The following is a 19,847-nucleotide window of genomic DNA, read 5'->3' as shown; positions in this document are numbered from 1 at the left end:
TTTCATTCACGGGTATTGAATTTAAACCCTGGTAGAATCGGACTAGCGCCTGTAATCGGATTAGAGTTTGATAACGCAGAGTTACCCGTGCTGAAAACCCCATTACCAGGAGCAATGGTAGTACCATAGGTGGTAGCAAGGGCGTAATTATCCAGAGTTTGAAAACTCAGTCCTTCCCCCTTACCAGAAGTATAATTATATCCTTTAGCCATAGCCCCAGCGCGAGCCATTTCCCAGCCCATACCATCCCCAATCATCAGAATGACGTTTTTGGTTTTAGTGACAGGTGTAGCGGGGCTAGAATGGTTAGTCAGAGTGATGAATATACCAACTACAATGATCAACACTGTAGTAAATAAACGGCGTTTAAATCGGAATTGTGAACTAGATTTAATTACCATTGGTAAAATGCCTGCTAGGAAATTGCTCTATGATGAGAGAATATTACAAAATGATCACAAAACTTTAAATTGACTCATCATGGCGAAAATTCAGTTTGCTAAAGGTATTGAAGAAACAGTAGTTCCAGATGTTCGGTTGACAAGAGCAAAACAAGGTGAAAGTGGTACAGCCACATTTATCTTCACCAATCCTGATATATTGGCGCAAGATGGCACAGATGAAGTTACTGGTTTATATTTGATTGACGAAGAAGGGGAAATCGTTATTCGTAACGTTCAGGGTAAATTTGTCAACGGTAAACCAGAATCTCTAGAAGCAATTTATGTGATGAATTCTAATGATGAGTGGGATCGTTTTATGCGCTTCATGAATCGTTATGCTGAGGACAATGGACTAGGATTGAGTAAGTCTTAATTAGTCATTAGTCAGTGGTCAGTGGTCAGTAGGGGCGAAGCATTTGGAAGATAAATTATCAGTCATTGCCAAAAATAGTTCTCCAAATGCTTCGCCCGTACAGTTGTTAGTAGGGGCGAAGCATTTGGAAGATAAATTATCAGTCATTGCCAAAAATAGTTCTCCAAATGCTTCGCCCGTACAGTGGTCATTGGCTAAAATACATAACATCTATCATGGAATTTCAACCACACCCCAATACACAGCAAGTTTCTGTAAGTTGTGCGGTGATTACCGTCAGTGATACCCGTTCCCCAGATACAGATAAAAGTGGTCAATTAATTAAAGAACTACTTTTAGCAGATGATCACACAGTGGCATTGTATCAGATTATCAAAGATGAACCTAAAGAAATTCAATCCCAAATGACAGCCTTGGGCGAAGATACTCGTATCAATGCTGTAATTTTTAATGGAGGAACGGGAATTGCTCCCAGGGATACTACTTATGATGCTTTAGAAAAGCTATTAGAAAAGACTTTACCGGGATTTGGGGAATTATTTCGATTTTTAAGTTATCAAGAAATTGGTTCTCGCGCTATGGCTTCTCGTGCTGTCGCTGGTGTTTATCAAAGCAAAATCATTTTTTCTCTTCCTGGTTCTAGTAATGCTGTGCGATTGGGGATGGAAAAGTTGATTTTACCGGAATTGGTACATTTGGTAAAACAATTAAATTTGCAGAATTAAACATAAATGATAAATTGATCTTAGTCGTGAGGTGACAGATCCCCGACTTCTCTAAGAAGTCGGGGATCTAATTCATTTTATAATGTGAAGTTGATTTTTCATCCTCAAATCTCAATGGTTCATAGACAATCAAAAAATCACATCCTGTTAATCCTTAAATCCTGGACATCCTGATTCTGACAAAATGTTATTGTTGTCATGCAGAGCCTCCCGTGAGCATTCCCCAGCAGAGCCAGGGAACGAGGGAAAAATCACATCCTGTTAATCCTGAACTCGTTCCCAGACTCCGGCTGGGAATGGGAGTTTGAGGCTCTGCCTCAAATACAGTGAATATAATGGAGGCAGAGCCTCCCGTGGGCATTCCCCGGCAGAGCCAGGGAACGAGGGATTAACATCACCAAAGAAACTCCCTACAACCCTTTTAATAAACCCATTATTTGTTCATAAAGGGCAGTATTTCCTTGAGCCATGAACAATTGCGCTGCTCGTTGCAGGTCTTCTCTGGCTTTTTGTTTGTCACCAAGTTGATAATAAACATATGCCCGGTTGTAGTAGGCATTGGCATATTTAGGATTAAACTTGATAGCTAGGGTGTAATCATCTATTGCTCCTGGCTTATCTCCTAAATTTTTACGGACAACTCCCCGGTTGAGGTAGGCTAGGGCTAAGTTAGGATTAATCTTGATAGCTAGGGTGTAATCATCTATTGCTCCTGGCTTATCTCCTAAATTTTTACGGACAACTCCCCGGTTGAGGTAGGCTAGGGCTAAGTTAGGATTAATCTTGATAGCTAGGTTGTAATCATCTATTGCACCCTGCTTATCTCCTAATTCATTACGGACATTTCCCCGGTTGTAGTAGGCTAGGGCATCGTTAGGATTAATCTTGATAGCTAGGTTGTAATCATCTATTGCTCCTGGCTTATCTCCTAAATCATTACGGACAATTCCCCGGTTGTTGTAGGCTAGGGCATCGTTAGGATTAATCTTGATAGCTTGGTTGTAATCATCTATTGCTCCTGGCTTATCTCCTAAATCATCACGGACATTTCCCCGGCCGATGTAGGCTTCGGCAAAGTTAGGATTAATCTTGATAGCTAGGGTGTAATCATCTATAGCTCCTTGCTTATCTCCTAATTCCTTACGGACAATTCCCCGGTTGTTGTAGGCTTGGGCAAAGTTACAGGGGAAACGCATCTAATTTTTTTTGACAAAATGTAACTTCTATGAATAGATAAAAAGGGCAGTATTACCATGTTAATATCAAGCCAATAAATGAGTATGAAGAAAATTTGATGGTAAATTCGTTTCTATAAGAATCAATAAAATGAGTTGAAGTGGTATTCTCAATAAAACTAAAGAGACAAAATTCACAAAATGAAGCTACCACCAAAAATCACAATAGTAGATCACTTTAAAGATTTAGAAGATAAAAGAGTTGAGAGAACAAAAAGGCATAAATTAATAGATATAGTAACCATTGCGATTTGTGCAGTGATCTGTGGAGTAGATAGTTGGGTATTGATGGAGGCTTATGGAAAAAAGAAAGAAAAATGGCTAAAACAATTTTTAGAACTTCCAAACGGGATTCCATCTCATGATACATTCGCCAGAGTATTTGCGAGAATAGATCCGCAACAATTTCAGAATTGTTTTTTGAGTTGGATAAAATCTATCAATAAAATTACAGAAGGAGAAGTCATAGCAATAGATGGGAAAACATTAAGGCATTCATATGATAAAGGAAAGGATAAAGGTGCGATTCACATGGTAAGTGCATGGGCAACTAGTAATAAATTAGTATTAGGACAATGTAAAGTAGAAGAAAAGTCAAATGAAATAACAGCCATACCGGAATTAATTAAAGTATTAGATATAGCCGGATGTTTAGTAACGATTGATGCGATGGGGTGTCAAAAAGAGATAGTAAAATCAATTGCAGAAAAATCAGGCGAATATATTATCGCACTCAAAAAGAATCAAGGTAATTTATATAAGAATGTAGAAGAAATCTTCAAAGAAGCTATATCTAAAGGGTTTGAGGGATTCAAATATAGTGAATTTCATACAAAAGAAGACAAACATGGAAGAGAAGAGATTCGTCATTATCTCATGTTATCAGACATAGAAGAAAGAATAGATACTGATAAGAAATGGGTAAATCTTCAAAGTGTAGGAATGGTAGAATATATACGAAAAGTTAATGGAAAAACGAAGGTTGAGACAGGCTATTATATAAGTAGTTTGACAAATAATGCGAAATTACTAGGAGAATCAGTCCGCACTCATTGGGGTATAGAGAATTCATTACACTGGGTTTTAGATGTAGCTTTTAGAGAAGATGATTGTCGGATAAGAAAGGATAATGCACCACAAAACTTTGCAGTTATTCGTCATATAGCAGTTAATCTTTTAGGAAAAGAAAAAAGCCAAAAACTAGGAACTAAAAGTAAGCAGTTTTGTGCAGGATGGGATGATGAATATTTAGAGAAGATTTTAGAATGTATCTGATAAAAATCAGAAAATATAGACAAATATAAATATAACCAATTTATTTTTCTGTTGATTCTACAATAGAATCTATATTTTTGATGCCAAAAAATATAGATATTAATATATAGAACTGAACAAAATAAATCCATCATTAAAAATAAATAATTACTCTAAATTTATGAAATTTTTATAATTTTAATAAAGGAATTTATCAGATTTTGAATGAAGTTAGATATTTTCCCATATTGATGCACTAATATAGTATTCTGTCAAGATAATTTAGATGCGTTTCCCCTGGAGTCTTTGGAAGATTATACTAAGTTTTCTATCCGACAAATTGAAGCATTAGGACAAAATGCGAAAATTATCAAATCTGGACAAATACAACTTGGTGAAACACAAGGTTATCAAGTAGTTTATGAAAGCAGAGATAATATCCACAAGGTAAATTTCCAAGAAATGCAAGTATGGATTGTTAATGGTAAGAAAGCCTATATTCTCACCTATCGCGCTGAAGATAAATCCTATCCAGAGTTTGCGAAAACTGTGGAAGACACCATAATTAAATCCTTTAGACTGGAAAAATCCACATCTGAAAAATCCACAAATCCAATCTGGTAATTAAGAGGATGTTTGAAAAGTATCAGAATTAATCGAGATCCCCCCAACCCCCCTTACAAAGGGGGGCTAAATTCCTCAAAGTCCCCCTTTTCAAGGGGGATTTAGGGGGATCAGATCCCAGAGGAAAAAGTTTTCAAATAACCTCTTACTTAAACTCCAAATTCAAGGGTGTAAATGACAATTTGAGTATTGGGAATTGGGGTAATTTACGTTCTGGACAGAACCCCCAATCTCAAAACAAAAACAACCCCCAAATTTGGAGGTTGTGAATTTTTATTTGTGAAAAATCTGATGATTAAAACAAAACTGATTATTTTATGGACATAATACAAACGGAAGCTAGAAAAGCGGCGATCATATAAAACACAGCCACTACTTGCAATTCTGACCAACCAGTTAATTCTAAATGATGATGTAAAGGAGCCATTTTAAATAATCGCTTACCTTTGCCATCTGGTCCTTTTGTAGCTTTATAATAACCAACTTGTGCCATCACAGAGAGAGTTTCCACAAAGAAGATACCACTCAGGATAAACAGTGCTACTAAAGTATTTGTTAACAGTGCAACCGCAGCTAAAGCGCCACCCAGGGCTAAAGAACCCGTGTCACCCATGAAAACACTAGCCGGGTTGCGATTGTAGGCTAAAAAGCCCAAGCAGCTACCGCTGACAGCAGCACAGAAAACCATCAAGTCGGGAGAAGTTGGCGCAATGATCACACCTAATGCGAAAATAGCGATCGCTACTGTTCCCGCTGCTAAACCATCAATCCCATCTGTTAAATTAGTAGCATTGCTCTGGGCAACTAGGACAAACCCGGCTACAGGCCAAAACAACAGTCCTAAAGGTAAGGATAAACCCACCCAAGGTACATGGATATTAGTTATACTAAAATCACCCTTAAATACCAACCACGCACAAAATACCGCCCCAAAGATAACTTGCAAAGCTAACTTCATCTTTGGAGAAATTCCTTTGTTAGACTTCCGACGCAAAATTTGCCAGTCGTCTATCCAGCCAATTAAGCCGTAGCTGAGTGTTAAAGCCGAAACTGCCAGCACATTTTCTGAAAAATCGGATAATATACAAGCAATTATCACCGCTACAGGGATAAAAAATATACCCCCCATAGTTGGTGTTCCCGCCTTTTTGAGATGTGCCTGGGGTCCATCCTCCCGGATGATTTGCCCGGTTTTGAGCGTTTGTAGCAGAGGGATTACCCACTGTCCCAAAATCGCCACACCCACAGCAGATAATAAAAGAGGTAGGGTGAGGGAAGTAGTAGCCCATGGGGTTCTATTTCCCATCCAATCTGAAATCAAGGCTGTCGTACTGAGTAGCAAGGCCAGCAAGGAGGCTAACCCAATTCCCGAAAAATTCAAACTTTGATTAGGAGATAATTTAGCGTCCACAAAAAAAAGTCCCTTCACTCCACACTTTAAAAAAACCTCAACAAAATAATCCAACCCGGTTTTGGTTACTAGTTCACAAGATCCTGCGGTACTAGTACATCACAGCGTAAATAAAGCAACAAGATTCAATCGCCAAAAAGCCTACTGTATATTAGTTTTGACTTTTGACTTTTGACTTTTGACTTCCGCCCTGCGGTACTAGTCCTCCTCAGCAATTACATCATCGTCATCATCATAGTCAGTATCACCAATTCCGTCGTCTGCGCCCAGAAAATCGGATATTACTTCTACATCTTCCCGCGAGTCGGTGTCATGGATATCACGGGCTATCAGTCTGCCACTCAGCCGCAACCAGTCCAACATGGAGGACTCTTGTTTTAAGGGAATAACTGATGCTCGTTGGTTTCGGGGAGCTTCGCGGAGGGGAGAATCTAACATATTAACAATCACACACAAGGGTTTATATAACTAGACATTAAGAGGATGTTTGAAAAGTGGTATTCCGTAATTTTCATCACATTGCTACCCCCCTTAGTCCCCCCTTGTAAAGGGGGGAAACAATAAAAATCCAGTTCCCTCCCCTTTACAAGGGGAGGGTTAGGGTGGGGTAAAAAATATTTGATACATCAACCATAACTTTTCAAACACCCTCTAAGAGTCTATCATTTGATACGAGTTAATTTATTCCTTCATACAACTCTTTAATTGCTGAATCCGAATTAAAGAAAATTTTCATTTAATTAGGGAACGGTAGCCAAAAAGGCATTATTTACGAGTTGTCTGGTTATAGACAAAGAACATTAATATTTTATTAATGCTGTTTCATCATGCAAACTCTTGAGGTACAGGTTAATGATAGGTAAATCAACTCTCATAGATATAATTGTTGGCACAAATCGCGGTTTATTAGCAAATCAGCAACAACAACAAGCCATTTTAGCAGCGATCGCTAACTTAGAAGATTTTAATCCTACACCACGGCCATTAGCAGCTAGTAATTTACTAGAAGGCAACTGGCGACTACTATACACCACAAGCAAAGCTCTATTAAACATAGATCGTTTACCCTTATGTAAACTTGGTCACATTTACCAATGTATTCGCGGAGAAACCAACAGTATTTATAATATAGCTGAGATTTATGGCATTCCTTTATTTGCAGGATTAGTTAGCGTTGTTGCTAAATTTGAACCAGTCTCAGAACGGCGTGTACAAGTAAAATTCCAACGTTCTATCATCGGGTTACAAAGCCTAATTGGCTATACAACACCAGGAAACTTCATCCAACAAATTGAATTGGGGCAAAAATTTACAGCTTTTGATTTTCCCATTCAAAGTGAACAACAAGGTTGGTTAGATATTACTTATATAGATGATGATCTCCGGATTGGCAGGGGGAACGAAGGTAGTGTTTTTGTATTAAGTAAGACATAAGACATTTTGCAAGGGGTATTTGGGAATGAGGTTAATCTATTATAGGTACTTTGTCAAGGGGTAAATTAAGAAGATTAACAACTTATTCCCCATGAAAATTCACCAATTTGACAAATAACTTAACAAAACCACAAGCCAACACCTTCAGGATGTAGAGTGAGAACAATCAGCCCTACTTTAACGGCATTCATACTTCAAAAGGGAAGATCCATCATGGTTCAACGTGGTTCTAAAGTACGTGTTCTCCGCCCTGAGTCCTACTGGTTTCAGGATCTTGGTACAGTGGTTTCTGTTGACAAAAGCGCCATCAAATACCCTGTAATTGTTCGCTTTGAGAAAGTTAACTATTCTGATCTCAATACCAACAACTTTGCTGTAGATGAGTTAATTGAGGTCGAAGCACCTAAACCCAAAGCCGCAGCAAAATAAACAGCCAAGCATCAAGGGGATTGTTTAATGGGATAATAGGAGGAGATGTCAAGGTGAAAATCTTGCCCATTTCCTCTCTTTGACCATACCTGCCCCTAAAAATATTATTTGCTTGAATGCCTGAACTGCCTGAAGTTGAAACAGTCCGTCGGGGTTTAAATCAATTAACCCTGAGTCAAGAAATCACGGGAGGAGATGTATTGCTACAACGCACCATCGCCTACCCGGTTTCTGTTGATGAATTTATTAACAAAATTAAAGGCAATACCATTGCTACCTGGCATCGTCGTGGTAAATATCTCCTCGCTGAACTTTCCTCCCCTTCCCCCAGTTATTTAGGAGTTCACCTCCGCATGACCGGTCAGTTACTTTGGTTAACCCAAGATGAACCTTTACATAAACACACCAGAGTCAGGTTATTTTTTGGGGAAAACCAAGAATTGCGCTTTGTTGACCAGCGCACCTTAGGGCAAATGTGGTATGTTCCTGGTTCTATGGCTGTAGAAAGTATTATGACAGGTTTGGCGAAATTGGCAGTTGACCCCTTTTCCCCAGAGTTCACTGTAGAGTATTTAGCCGATAAATTAAAAAAATCCCGTCGTCCCATTAAAACTGGATTATTAGATCAGTCAATGGTGGCAGGATTAGGTAATATTTATGCAGATGAAGCTTTGTTTAAAAGTGGGATTTTACCAACAACTCTTTGTACAGAATTGCAACTTCCAAAAATCGAACTTTTGCGAACTGCAATTATTCAAGTTTTATCAGCGAGTATTGCGGTAGGTGGGACAACTTTTAGTAATTTCTTGAGTGTTAAAGGCGTTAACGGTAATTATGGCGGTGAAGCGTGGGTTTATAATCGCACTGGCGAACCTTGTAAGGTTTGTGGTAATGTTATCCAGCGAATTAAGTTAGGTGGGCGTTCTAGTCATTTTTGTTCTCAATGTCAAAGTTAATTAGGTTAGCATTGAAAACTAAATTACTTTTCTTCCTGCATACTTCTCACAATTTTCGTCACCATTTTCCTAGGAATAAACCGCACACATTTTGACATCAGTTTGTTGATAAAACCAGGAATAATAATGATTTTCCCCTTCATTAAAGCATCATATCCCATCTGAGCTACAGTTGCCGCATCCATCATATTTTTACCCTTGAGCATTTTAGAATCTGCCATGCCGGTTCTTTCATGAAAAGCAGATGCTGTTGAACCTGGACAAAGAACTGTGACGGTGACACCTGTACCTTCTAATTCATTAGCGATCGCTTCGGAGAATGATAAAATATAGGCTTTGGTGGCAAAATAAACTGCCATTAATGGACCTGGTTGAAAAGCAGCGGCAGAAGAAACATTTAATATTTTCCCATAACCTTGTTTAACCATGTCTTTGAGAAATAATTTTGTTAAATGAGTTAAACAAACTAAATTTACTTGCAGCATTTCTAGTTCATTATTTAAGTTAGTTTCATTAAATAATCCATAAGTACCAAATCCGGCATTATTTACCAGGATATCAACTTTAATACCAGCTTGTTGTAATTCCGAGAAAATTTCTTGAGGAGATGTAGATATAGATAAATCTTTGATAATAGGTTTAACAGAAATTCCAAATTCTTCTGCAAAATCAACAGCTATTTTTGTGAGTTTTTCTCCTACTCTATCTACTAATACAAGATTATAATTATTATGAGCAAAAATCCGGGCTAACTGATAACCAATCCCATTAGCTGAACCCGTAATTAAAACTGTTCCCTGGCATTTTATGTTCATTTTACAAAAAGTGAATTAGCTGGAATTGGCACGGATAAATCTTACCAACACCATTATACTAAATAAAAATTAAGCTGCTTATAATTAAGATTTCCAGAATAATTGACCGCAGATGAACGCGGATAAATACGGATAAAATAATGGATTTCATAATTATATGCAGCCTCATGGAAAATTGATATTAAGCAAGACTTAGGAAACCAGTCTGTACTAAATAAGATGTGTAAGTCATCAACAATTGAGAATCAATAGGTGGACAAACAATAGAACTGCCTTTTAGTGCTTCTAGGGTTTCTTCACAACTAATAATTGGTCTTCTCGCTTGTAAATACAAATCAGGAATAGTGATTTGTTCATCTGACCAACGTTCTAGTAAAAATGGCCGCAAAGTATATAAAGGATTGTCTTGAGATGTGACATTATTAATTAATTCTGCTTGCCATTCTTCGTAGGGAATCATCTTCAGTGAGAATCCGAAAGAACGCACCCAATCAACTAAAGATTTTAAGGAAGCAGGTTGAGGATGTTGTAAATGGAAAGCCTTACCTACAGATGTTTCTTGTCGAGAAAGATAAACAACTGATTTGCTGACATAATCAACAGGAGACATATCCAACATATAATCTACATCAGGGAAAGACCCCATTTGCAGACAACCTTTAATCATCAAATTGATGAAATCATGAGTATTACAAATTCCAGTTTGACTATCTCCAGAAATTAAAGGAGGTCTATGAATAGTAATAGGTAATCCTCGACTACCAGCAATTTTTACTAATTTTTCTGCTACCCATTTAGTTTGGGAATAACCGAGGAAAATACCTTCCCAGTCATGAAAATCATCATCTTCTTTAACTAACTTACCAGCATAAGCCGTTGATTCAAAAACAGCCACACTAGAAACATAATGCAATGGCTTAACTTTAGTTTGACAAGCTAACCGCAAAACTTCCTGTGTACCCAAAACATTCGCTGTTTTTAATGCTGAGTAAGGATAAACATAATTCAGCAAAGCGGCACTATGATAAATAGTATCAATGTTAGCAGCTAGATTTTCAAATTGTTCTGCACTAATCCCCAAATGTGGCTGTGCTAAATCACCAATTATAGGAATAATTCTGCCACTATAATGATCTTGCCAAATGCCATATTGTTGCAAATTATTTTCTAATTTGCTTTTACCTTCTTCCAAACTACTAGCACGGACTAAGCAATAAAGAGTTGCGTTCGATACTTCTAGTAATTCCTTGATAATGAAAGCGCCTAAATAACCTGTTCCCCCAGTTAAAAAGATATTTTTAGGGTTAGTAACAGAAACAGCAGTACCTACGGGTTGAATAGTGGGGTCTAGGACAGCTTCCGCACCCAAATCTAGCAGAGGAGGAGCAAAACTAACAGGAGAATTTGTCCCAGACCCTGCATCTTTTACTTGAGAATCATCACTTGATTCGTCTGCTAATCGCTGAGAAAGGGCAGCAATGTTAGGATAATGCCAAAGTAAAATAGGAGAGGGCTTAAATCCTAGTAATTCTTCTAATTTACTAATGATCATCATGGCTTGAGCAGAATCCAAACCATAATTTTCTAAGTTTTCGTCAACGTCAACTTCTGCGGTTTCGACTCCGACAACTTCCGCAAGATGAGAAACTAGAAATGCTTGAATACTTTCAGCATTATAAGACTGTTTTAAATTCATTTTTTACTTCTCCAATGTAGAAGGAATTGGTTGATATTGACTGTAATAAGCAGGCATTTGTAAACCCTGCATTTTTAAACTGTGACTACGATATAAAAATGCTGTCCCCTTCATAATTTGGTCAGCAACATCAACAACATGACGCTGATTAGGTTCTGACAAATAAGAGCCACGCACCCAGTCATTGAAGCCACCCATAGCTGGTCCACACCATATTTGATAATCAACTTCCCGACCTTTTTCACCAGTGCTAGACCAGCGGGAAGATAACCCTAAATACCAGCGAAAGATTACAGCCATTTTCAACTTAGGATTATTAACAGCTTTACCCAATTTTTCAGGATTCTTTTGGGATAAATAAGCCGCTGCACCTTCCCAAACTTCCGCAAGACTTTTACGGAAAATTTGTTTTTCTAGCTTATCTTTTTCGGCTGCGGGAATCTGTTCAATAGAGTCGTAAGTGCGATATAATTCATACAATTTTTGCGCTCGCATGGGGAACATTGTCCCGCGTTTGAGAACTTGCAATTTGACTCCCATTTCAAACATATCGGCTGCGGGAGCCATGATCATATCTGCCATTTCGGCTTGTGCTAATAATTTTTTAGTATGTTCACAAGCACCAGATTCCACACAAGATTGATTAATTGAACCCGTCATTATATAAGCAGCACCCATCATAAAACCAGCTAAAGCTGCTTCTGGTGTACCAATGCCTCCAGCCACGCCAATTCTAATAGGAACTGAGTAATTATATTGGGCTTGAATTTCATCTCTGAGGGCAATAATTGAAGGTAATAAACATACTAAAGGACGATTATCTGTATGACCACCAGAATCAGCCTCAACGGTAATATCATCAGCCATTGGCACTTGTCTTGCCAAATTAGCTTGCAATTCTGTAATTAGTCCTTGCTCAAGTAATTCTTTGAGGATTCTTTCTGGTGCTGGTTGCAAAAATTTAGTCGCAACTTCCCGACGGGAAACTTTAGCAATGACCTTATTTCTGATATCAATTTGATTAGCTGCATTTAATCTTAACCCAGCAACTCGATAATAAACGATGTTAGGAGTTAAGTCTAAAAATGCTGATGCTTCTACAATTCTGACACCATATTTCAAATATAAATCTACAGCCCGACGTTCAATAGCTGGTTCATTAGGACTGTGAATTAAATTGAAAGCGTAGGGTCCATTAGGTAATGCTTGTTGAATAGTATTAATCGCACTTTCTAACCGTTCTGGAAGTAAACCACCTGCACCAAAGGAACTTAAAATTTTCTCTTTTCCCAGAGCAATTACCATTTCTTCGGAAGCAATACCCCCAGCCATTGCTCCGGTCATATAGGCGTATTTTACACCATAAGCAGCGAGAAAACTAGGGTCGCCAAGTTGTTGTAACCGGAGGGGAGGGAGTGAGATTAAAAGTTCTGCTTGTCCAGATGAAACATTATCATTAGGTGCTAAATAGCCATCATTAGTAGCACCAATTTTCCCGGATATTTTAATAATATAGCAGGGTTTATCTGATGTTAATAGTTTATCTTTGATGGCACTTTTTTCAAAGCTAACACAATCTAATGAACCTTTCCAAATTTGGTTTTGATGATTACAGGTAAAAAAACCCAGTCCATTATCATGTTTATTTAGTACCGTCTCGATTGTTGTCACGGTAGTTATTCCTCAATTTATAAGCAGGGTATTTGAAATGAAGTAAAAAAATTGGCGTTGCTGATCAAATATATGAATATGTTTCGCGCAAAGACGCAAAGGAGCTAAGGCGCAAAGTTTGAGATTTTTCAATTTCATACGTCAATTTAGCAACGCCGATTTTTGGTTATTTTTCTTCGTTGAGTAGGTTTTGAGCGCAAGCTAATTGCAATTGAATGATTTCGCTCATTTGTTGACTAAAATCTTGTCTAGCTGCTAAGAAACTTGTGTGTGTTTTAGTTAATTTGGCGGTGTTGTTACTCAGGTTTTGATACTGAGCAATTTTTAAATCATTCATGCTAATTTTTCCACTAGATTCTTGATTTATGTTTTGCTTAATGATTTTTGTTGACTCAAAGAATTTTAGTTTCTTTGACAATTCCAAACCGTTCTCCATGATCGTTTTCATGGTATTTTTCTGTGGTTTGGGGTAAATTTCTGTGGGCGCTATCTTCTCCGATGTCTGTAGGGAATTGATGATTTTATACTCTTGATGAGTAGAAATTGTTTGCTTTTGGTTATTAGCAAATATTTGGCGATTTTCTGCATTCAAAATTGCAGAAGTCATGGAATTACCACCTAATGTAACTTTCCTCAGTGCAGCTTTTTTCTGTTGGGTGTTTTCTGAGGATAGGTTATACAAAGGAGCGAGATTCAAGTTTACTTGATGACTCAATAGTTTTGCTAATGCTTTAATTAGGGAACTATGGTCATCTGTACCCCGTCGGTTTAGGGATACGGTAAGATGTTCTTGATTACCCAGATTTTTATCTATCCAGCGTGAACAAATACCACCTGCACCGGCTTCAATAAAGATTTTTGCTCCGTCACCATAGACGCGATTAACTAAGCGGGGAAAGTCGAGTTGTTGACATAATCCTGTGGCAATATTGTGGGCAATTTGGTTGCTTTCAATTTCAATTGATTGATATTCAGCAGCGGAGTAAAACTTGATTCCGGGGATTTTTTGTGCTGGTAATGTGTATAAGGTTTCTAATTCTTGAGATTCTGATTGCATTGCTTGACAATGAATCACATGATCAAAAGGAGCAGGAAAAGAATTACAACCCAGGGTTTTAATTACTCGCTCACAAGCTGCTGGTTCTCCGGCAATTAATACTTCTTCTGGAGTATTAATCTGTGTTAGGTAAACACGGGTTTCATTTTTTAAACATTCTCTAACTTGGGCTGGAGTAGCCATAAGAACGTAGTTAGCCCATAACTTATTCTCTGGATTTGTGTCAGTTTTTGGTAGTCCCCAATACTCACGGACAGCGTTTTTGGAACCAGATAATCTATCTCCAAATAAAGCTGATGAATTAAAAGTATGACTAACTTCATAAAAATTGCTCCATACTCCTTGAGCAACCATCATGCTAGTTTCACCTAAACTATATCCGAAGACATATTTAGGTTTAATGTTAAAATCCTCGGTGATAATTGTGGAGATTAATCTGGTAAAAAGCACTTCTGCTTCAAACATTGCTAAGGAATCATCCAGCAATTTCTTTTCTAATGTTTCCAATTGTCGAGTTGATAATTTACTCAAACTTCTCGGAAATACCAACTTTTCCACATCTGCTGCTCGTTCGTCAAGACTTTTGATAATGACATCATCTAAGACTTTAGGAAATAAACGGAAAAGACTCCGACCAATTCCTAAATAAGTATTAACAGCAGCGGGATAAACAAAGGCAATTTCTCCATTTTTCCCCAGGGGTTTGGGTGTGAAATAACTACCTATGGGAGTCTGCCAATCTTTGCCATTTACAAAGGCATTAGTTACACCTTTTTTAGCAGAATTAATTTCTTTAATTAATTCTTTTTGGTTGCGTCCAGTTAGGGAAAGTGTATATTTGCTGTCAGAGTTTTGTTGAAATTTAACAAAGGTTTGACTAGCAATATTTTTGAGAGAATCAGCATTTTCAATTGTTGCTTGCAAATGATCCAACGCTGCTAATAAGCTAGATTGATCATCTGCTGCAATGGGTAATAAATGCAAAGGTCTTGATTCTAAATATGTGCTGGTACGTTCTGGTTGTGCGGTTTCTTCTGATAGGATGATATGGGCAAAAGAACCGTCACAACCAATACTATTAATCGCGGAAATTCGAGATTTGACCTCTTTTTGCAAAAACCAAGGTCTGGACTCAGTTGCAACATAGAAAGGACTACCTTCCCATACTTGCGGTGTTTTGACACCAGACCAATTGGGAGTTCCGGGAATATATCTGTGATAAATACTCAGTGCAGTTTTTATTAAACTGGCAATTCCGGACGCAACGAAGGTATGACCAATATTAGCTTTAACGCTACCTATAGCGCAGTGTAAACCATCACCAACGGCAGGATAAGCTTGAAGGATACCGTTAATTTCGGCTTCGTCTTCTGCGGGAATACCACTAGCGCAGACTTCCAAATAATTGACTTTTGTGGGTTCAATTCCGGCTTGTTGAAAAGCTTGTTGACATACTTGGCTAATGGTATGGCTATCTACAGCCATTGAGGGAGCTTGACCAATGCTAATACCATCAATTACTGCATAGATACGTTGGTTATTTGCTAACGCCGTATCATGGCGTTTAAGAACAACTGCACCTGCACCTTCTCCCACATTCCAACCATTGGCTTTTTCGTCAAAACTTAAAGTATTGACTCCTGTATTAATTGTGCCAAATTGACTTCGCAATAAGACATTTTCTACCCCTCCTGCTAAGTCAACAGCACCCACAACTACAGCATCTACTTCATTAGTATCTAGCAGCATTTGCGCTAGTTCTAGGGCTTTAAAAGCGGCTGTTTCGACGGCACTAATGGTAAAAGATGGACCAGAAAAATTCCATAAAGAGGAAATCCGACTAGCCATAATATTGGTAACGTAACTCAGATATTCACTCAATTCAACTTGATTGTGAATACTATCTTGAACAATGCCTTCTAGTTGATTGATTTTTTCTGGTGATAAGGCAATTTCTGCCCCATTCAAACCATCTTTTATTTGCCAAGATGAATTCCATCTTTGTTGGAGTTGATGTACAGATAATTCTGTATCTGCGGCGATAATTACCGCTACATTATTATTAGGTGAAAGTCCGGCATCTTTGAGGGCGCGGTCAGCAACTCTTAATAATAAAAGTTGTTGAGAGTTGATTTTTTCAACTTCATTAGGAGGAATTTTGTAAGCTAAAGTATCAACTTCAAAATCATCAATATATGCTCCTTGGGGGACTTTTCCTGCTTCTAAACCATACTCTCGCAGTAAAGTTTCTTGTTCATTAATACCATGCCATCTTGATTCTGGTAGAGGAATAAAATGCTGTTTTCCATCATAAATGCTGCTCTCAAAGGCATCTAATTCCTGACATTCTCCAAAAAAGGCATCCATGCCCACAATTGCCATTTTTGCAGTCTTGTTTTGCTGAATATTCATTTGCTTACTTCCCCTGTTCTAGAATGATATGAGAGTTTGTTCCACCAAAACCAAACGCACTTAAAGCTACTCTTTTAGTTTCTTGACTCGGCCATTTCGTCGGCGTTCTGACAATGCTTTTTGGAGAGACAACATTGTTTTCAGAACCTATGGGTTGAGTCACCTGAATAGTTGGAGGAATAACCCCATGAGACATACTTAAAATTGTCTTGGTTATGCCTACCATGCCCGCAGCCACAAGTAAATGACCAACATTTGTTTTGGTTGAACCTACTAATGGTGCTGCTTTATATGGACTAAAAAAGCCTTCAATTGAGTTACATTCTGTGGTATCTCCCAATAGAGTGCCAGTGGCATGACACTCTAAATAATCAATAGTTTGGGGGTTAAGTTTAGCCTCTGAATAAGCTCTTTGATATGCCAGAGTTTGCCCTTGAGGATTAGGACTGAGAAGATGTTTCCCTTTGCCATCATTAGATAGTCCATTACCACAAATTGTGGCGAGAATTTTGTCACCATCTCTCACAGCATCACTGTATCTTTTGAGCATTACCATCCCAATTCCTTCGGAGGTAATTAACCCGCGTGATGACTTATCGAGAGGACGACTAATGCCATTATCTGGATATCCTTGAATACCAGAAAATAACATTCTGACAAATAATGGATCTGCACAACTAATTGCACCAGCTAACATCAAATCTGCTTTGCCAGATTGTAAATAATGGGATGCTAATTTAATGGCGTAAAATGATGACGAACAAGCAGCATCTATACAGAAATGAGTTGCAGATAAAGAAAAGGCTTTGGAAACTATGGCAGCGGGTAAACCGGAAACCATAGCATTGTATGGAGAGACTTTTGTGGAGGTTGATGAACCTCCTAAATGAAAGTCTTTTTCCTGTAATAGTTCACTAATTGCAGGTTCAATATTTTGCTGATAAATAGGAGCAAATAGACTATTAGAAGCTTTGGTTGGTAATCCCAAAGTTCCTAAAACTACGCCACATTTTGCAAGTGCAGTTTGATTTCCCAGATAGCCACTTTGAATGATGGCTTGTTTGGCAGCGTACAATGACCATTTAAAGGTATTATCTAAGCTTTCAACAAATGCCGCAGGTAAGTTATACTCGTTGGCATCAAATTTAAAGTCGCGGATAAAACCACCTTTTTGAAAGTAGAATTTTTCCGGTTTACCTTTGGTTTCATCGTAGAATATAGCGGGATCTATTCCCAAATCCGCTACAGTTATAGATGATGTGGAATCTTTTTCTGCGGTGAGATTCTGCCAAAATTCTTCAGGATTATTAGCATCGGGAAATAGGCAAGATAACCCGATGATTGCTATTTTTTCCACTTTTGAAAATCCTCGTTGGGGCATAAGACGTGACTGAAAAGGATTTACGCTATTCCCCCAATCGGCAAGGATTAATAATATGAATTTGTTTCGCGCAAAGGCACAAAGGAGCAAAGGCGCAAAGAATTAGAGTTTCATATTATTTTACTTTTTATTTAACATTTTCATTGGCCAGATTACTGCTTTTGCTCCTAAGATTTTGGAGTAGATTTTTCCTTGACGATTATGAATAATGAAGTTGACTGTTGCACCTGTGTCGGTTTTACCTATGATTTCACAGGAAACATAAAATGGGACGTTAAATGGTACTGCTAGATATTGTTCACAGTATGTTAATTGTCCTGGTAAACAAACTTCTTTATGGATATAATTTAACCATAACCATAATGTTTGGGTACTCAAGTCAATGATGTAAGGGTTGTGCCATTTTACGGGAAATTGTCCTTGTTCTTTGGCTGTGATTTCTTGCCAACAACATTCGGCTGTGAGTTTTTCTGAGCTAATATTTAAAACTTTGGTAATTTTCTGGAAAGCTGGTCCATGAAATAGGGATAAATCACCATTTTGATAGAAGTCTTTGGCTGTATCAGTGACGATATTATCTTCTCTGAGATCCATTGCTTCATAAATGGGCGCTTCTGGCATATTTTTTACCAGTTTTATCAGAGAACTAAAGTGATAATGAGTTCTACCTTCGGGGGTTTTGCTCAATATTTTGGTCTGAAATTCGACAAAATCACCATCAACTTTGGCAACTTCTTGGATTTCTAGAATATGTTCTTTAGCCAAGGTAGAATTAAAGGTGATTCCTTTTAAAACTTTGAAGTCTTGGCAACTGAAATATGTGTAACCTGGATAAATTTCTTCACAGCCATTTACCATCCATGATTTAGCACAGGTTGCTGGTAAAACTGGTGAACCTGCAATTGTATGATCATGCAAAAATGGATTTTCTGCTAATGTCATTCTTCTGCGAATGCGATAGCTACGAAGTTCTAAACCTAAAGGAGCAGGTGGTAGTTTCATGGGACTACCAATGACAACTTGTGGATGATCTTGATAGGCTGGATGTAGTTCATTAACTAACATTTGTGTCCCAACTTCTACGGGAATAATACTAATTCCTCTTTCTGCAAATGCTTTTTTTAATTGTGGTGTCACCATGCCACTATCCCAACCACCCCAGTTAATTGCCACTACATGACAATTAGGGTTATATTGTTTCATCAAATGGGCTGATTTACTGAGAATTTCATTAGCGATCGCATAATCACTTTGACCGATATTACCATAAAATCCCGTCACGGAAGAAAACAATACTAAATGTTGTAATTGCTGGGGATTAACACAAGATAGGAGATTTTCTAAACCCTGAACTTTAGCAGTGTAAACTTTCTCAAAATCATCTTCTGTCTTTTTTTCAATTAACTTATCTGCTAAGTTACCAGCACCGTGAATAATTCCGGTAATTTGACCAACTTTATCAGAAATTTCTTGAAGTTTAGCTTGTAATTTTACAGTATCAGTGACATCAACACTAATATATTCAGCCTTTCCTCCTGTAGCTTCAATAGCTGCTAAAGTCTTCTTAATTTCCCGACTAGAATTAATCTGATTAAATATCTTTTGTACCATCATGGGTGTTGGTTTCTCACCTTGAGAAATCAAATTTTCCATAATGCGCTTTTTCAAAGCCGAATCATCTAAACAATTATGAGCATATTCTGGTTCTGTGGTAATTTCCGAACGACCTAAAAGAATAAACTTACAAGGTTGATGTTGAGCTAATTTAATAGTACATTGAGCAGTGATTCCCTTTGCGCCACCACTGACAACAAAGACAGAAGATGGGCTAACTTGAACAGTTGCAGTCATAACTATGATTTGTAGGATGTATTTGATTAATTCGTCTAAACTATGATTTATGTGATTTGTTTGATGGGGATGATTTATTG

Annotated in this window: 17 protein-coding genes and 1 pseudogene; 8 read left to right on the top strand and 10 right to left on the bottom strand. The window is 37.8% G+C overall.

Annotated features, from left to right (window positions below):
* Positions 1 to 14: 14 nt before the first annotated feature.
* Positions 15 to 401: pseudogene (locus HGD76_RS07415) on the bottom strand (alkaline phosphatase); the annotation flags it as partial.
* 79 nt (positions 402 to 480) lie between these two features.
* Here HGD76_RS07415 and psb28 point away from each other — a divergent pair.
* Genes psb28 through HGD76_RS07400 form a run of 3 tightly spaced genes read left to right on the top strand, consistent with a single transcriptional unit; the run spans position 481 to position 1,541 of the window.
* On the top strand, positions 481 to 816 hold the full coding sequence (psb28, locus tag HGD76_RS07410; RefSeq protein ID WP_015081114.1) for a photosystem II reaction center protein Psb28: 336 nt from the start codon (positions 481 to 483) through the stop codon (positions 814 to 816).
* Between the two features lie 43 nt (positions 817 to 859).
* On the top strand, positions 860 to 1,099 hold the full coding sequence (locus HGD76_RS07405; RefSeq protein ID WP_168694537.1) for a hypothetical protein: 240 nt from the start codon (positions 860 to 862) through the stop codon (positions 1,097 to 1,099).
* On the top strand, positions 1,032 to 1,541 hold the full coding sequence (locus HGD76_RS07400) for a MogA/MoaB family molybdenum cofactor biosynthesis protein (RefSeq protein ID WP_168697391.1): 510 nt from the start codon (positions 1,032 to 1,034) through the stop codon (positions 1,539 to 1,541). Before HGD76_RS07405 ends, HGD76_RS07400 begins: the two co-directional genes overlap by 68 nt.
* A gap of 410 nt (positions 1,542 to 1,951) precedes the next feature.
* Here the strand turns inward: HGD76_RS07400 and HGD76_RS07395 are convergent, their stop codons facing one another.
* Positions 1,952 to 2,737, bottom strand: coding sequence for a tetratricopeptide repeat protein (locus HGD76_RS07395; RefSeq protein ID WP_168695383.1), 786 nt, complete (start codon positions 2,735 to 2,737; stop codon positions 1,952 to 1,954).
* 180 nt (positions 2,738 to 2,917) lie between these two features.
* On the opposite strand from HGD76_RS07395, the gene HGD76_RS07390 reads away from it, so the two are divergent.
* Both HGD76_RS07390 and HGD76_RS07385 read left to right on the top strand, forming a co-directional pair.
* Positions 2,918 to 4,051 carry an ISAs1-like element ISAsp2 family transposase gene (locus HGD76_RS07390; RefSeq protein WP_168694588.1) on the top strand — a complete coding sequence of 378 codons (1,134 nt, stop codon included), beginning with the start codon at positions 2,918 to 2,920 and terminating at the stop codon, positions 4,049 to 4,051.
* 285 nt (positions 4,052 to 4,336) lie between these two features.
* Positions 4,337 to 4,654 (top strand): hypothetical protein, encoded by a 318-nt coding sequence (locus tag HGD76_RS07385; RefSeq protein ID WP_168695382.1) that lies wholly within the window; start codon positions 4,337 to 4,339, stop codon positions 4,652 to 4,654.
* Positions 4,655 to 4,964: 310 nt separating this feature from the next.
* On the opposite strand, the gene mraY is transcribed toward HGD76_RS07385, so the two are convergent.
* Both mraY and HGD76_RS07375 read right to left on the bottom strand, forming a co-directional pair.
* Positions 4,965 to 6,065, bottom strand: a complete 1,101-nt coding sequence (gene mraY / locus HGD76_RS07380) for a phospho-N-acetylmuramoyl-pentapeptide-transferase (RefSeq protein WP_148766213.1) — start codon at positions 6,063 to 6,065, stop codon at positions 4,965 to 4,967.
* 198 nt (positions 6,066 to 6,263) lie between these two features.
* Positions 6,264 to 6,503 carry a DUF3134 domain-containing protein gene (locus tag HGD76_RS07375; RefSeq protein WP_168695380.1) on the bottom strand — a complete coding sequence of 80 codons (240 nt, stop codon included), beginning with the start codon at positions 6,501 to 6,503 and terminating at the stop codon, positions 6,264 to 6,266.
* Positions 6,504 to 6,917: 414 nt separating this feature from the next.
* Here HGD76_RS07375 and HGD76_RS07370 point away from each other — a divergent pair, with 414 nt between their 5' ends.
* The 3 genes from HGD76_RS07370 to HGD76_RS07360 all read left to right on the top strand — a co-directional run bounded on the left by HGD76_RS07370 (position 6,918) and on the right by HGD76_RS07360 (position 8,884).
* The gene (locus HGD76_RS07370; RefSeq protein WP_168695379.1) at positions 6,918 to 7,499 is read left to right on the top strand and encodes a PAP/fibrillin family protein; all 582 of its coding nucleotides are present in this window, start codon (positions 6,918 to 6,920) and stop codon (positions 7,497 to 7,499) included.
* Positions 7,500 to 7,712: 213 nt separating this feature from the next.
* Positions 7,713 to 7,928: a photosystem I reaction center subunit IV gene (locus HGD76_RS07365; RefSeq protein WP_168695378.1), complete on the top strand. Its 216-nt coding sequence runs from the start codon at positions 7,713 to 7,715 to the stop codon at positions 7,926 to 7,928.
* A gap of 116 nt (positions 7,929 to 8,044) precedes the next feature.
* Positions 8,045 to 8,884, top strand: a complete 840-nt coding sequence (locus HGD76_RS07360; RefSeq protein WP_168695377.1) for a DNA-formamidopyrimidine glycosylase — start codon at positions 8,045 to 8,047, stop codon at positions 8,882 to 8,884.
* Positions 8,885 to 8,907: 23 nt separating this feature from the next.
* Here HGD76_RS07360 and HGD76_RS07355 read toward each other — a convergent pair whose 3' ends face one another.
* From HGD76_RS07355 to HGD76_RS07330, 6 genes are all read right to left on the bottom strand, one after another.
* The gene (locus tag HGD76_RS07355; protein ID WP_168695376.1) at positions 8,908 to 9,699 is read right to left on the bottom strand and encodes an SDR family NAD(P)-dependent oxidoreductase; all 792 of its coding nucleotides are present in this window, start codon (positions 9,697 to 9,699) and stop codon (positions 8,908 to 8,910) included.
* Between the two features lie 181 nt (positions 9,700 to 9,880).
* Entirely contained in the window at positions 9,881 to 11,395 is a 1,515-nt protein-coding gene (locus HGD76_RS07350; RefSeq protein ID WP_168695375.1) for a thioester reductase domain-containing protein, read from the bottom strand.
* Positions 11,396 to 11,398: 3 nt separating this feature from the next.
* A complete protein-coding gene (locus HGD76_RS07345; RefSeq protein ID WP_168695374.1) occupies positions 11,399 to 13,066 on the bottom strand; it encodes a PfaD family polyunsaturated fatty acid/polyketide biosynthesis protein in 1,668 nt (555 codons plus the stop codon).
* A gap of 166 nt (positions 13,067 to 13,232) precedes the next feature.
* Positions 13,233 to 16,535 carry a PfaB family protein gene (locus tag HGD76_RS07340; RefSeq protein ID WP_168695373.1) on the bottom strand — a complete coding sequence of 1,101 codons (3,303 nt, stop codon included), beginning with the start codon at positions 16,533 to 16,535 and terminating at the stop codon, positions 13,233 to 13,235.
* Positions 16,536 to 16,539: 4 nt separating this feature from the next.
* Positions 16,540 to 17,892: a beta-ketoacyl [acyl carrier protein] synthase domain-containing protein gene (locus HGD76_RS07335; RefSeq protein ID WP_168695372.1), complete on the bottom strand. Its 1,353-nt coding sequence runs from the start codon at positions 17,890 to 17,892 to the stop codon at positions 16,540 to 16,542.
* A 144-nt stretch (positions 17,893 to 18,036) separates the two neighbouring features.
* Complete coding sequence (locus HGD76_RS07330; RefSeq protein WP_168695371.1) at positions 18,037 to 19,767, bottom strand: SDR family NAD(P)-dependent oxidoreductase; 1,731 nt, start codon at positions 19,765 to 19,767, stop codon at positions 18,037 to 18,039.
* Positions 19,768 to 19,847 lie beyond the last annotated feature (80 nt).

It is taken from the genome of Dolichospermum flos-aquae CCAP 1403/13F (genome assembly GCF_012516395.1).
Taxonomy (GTDB): Bacteria; Cyanobacteriota; Cyanobacteriia; order Cyanobacteriales; family Nostocaceae; genus Dolichospermum; species Dolichospermum lemmermannii.
Note: the sequence above shows the minus strand (reverse complement) of the source record. Positions and strands in the feature narration are given on the sequence as shown.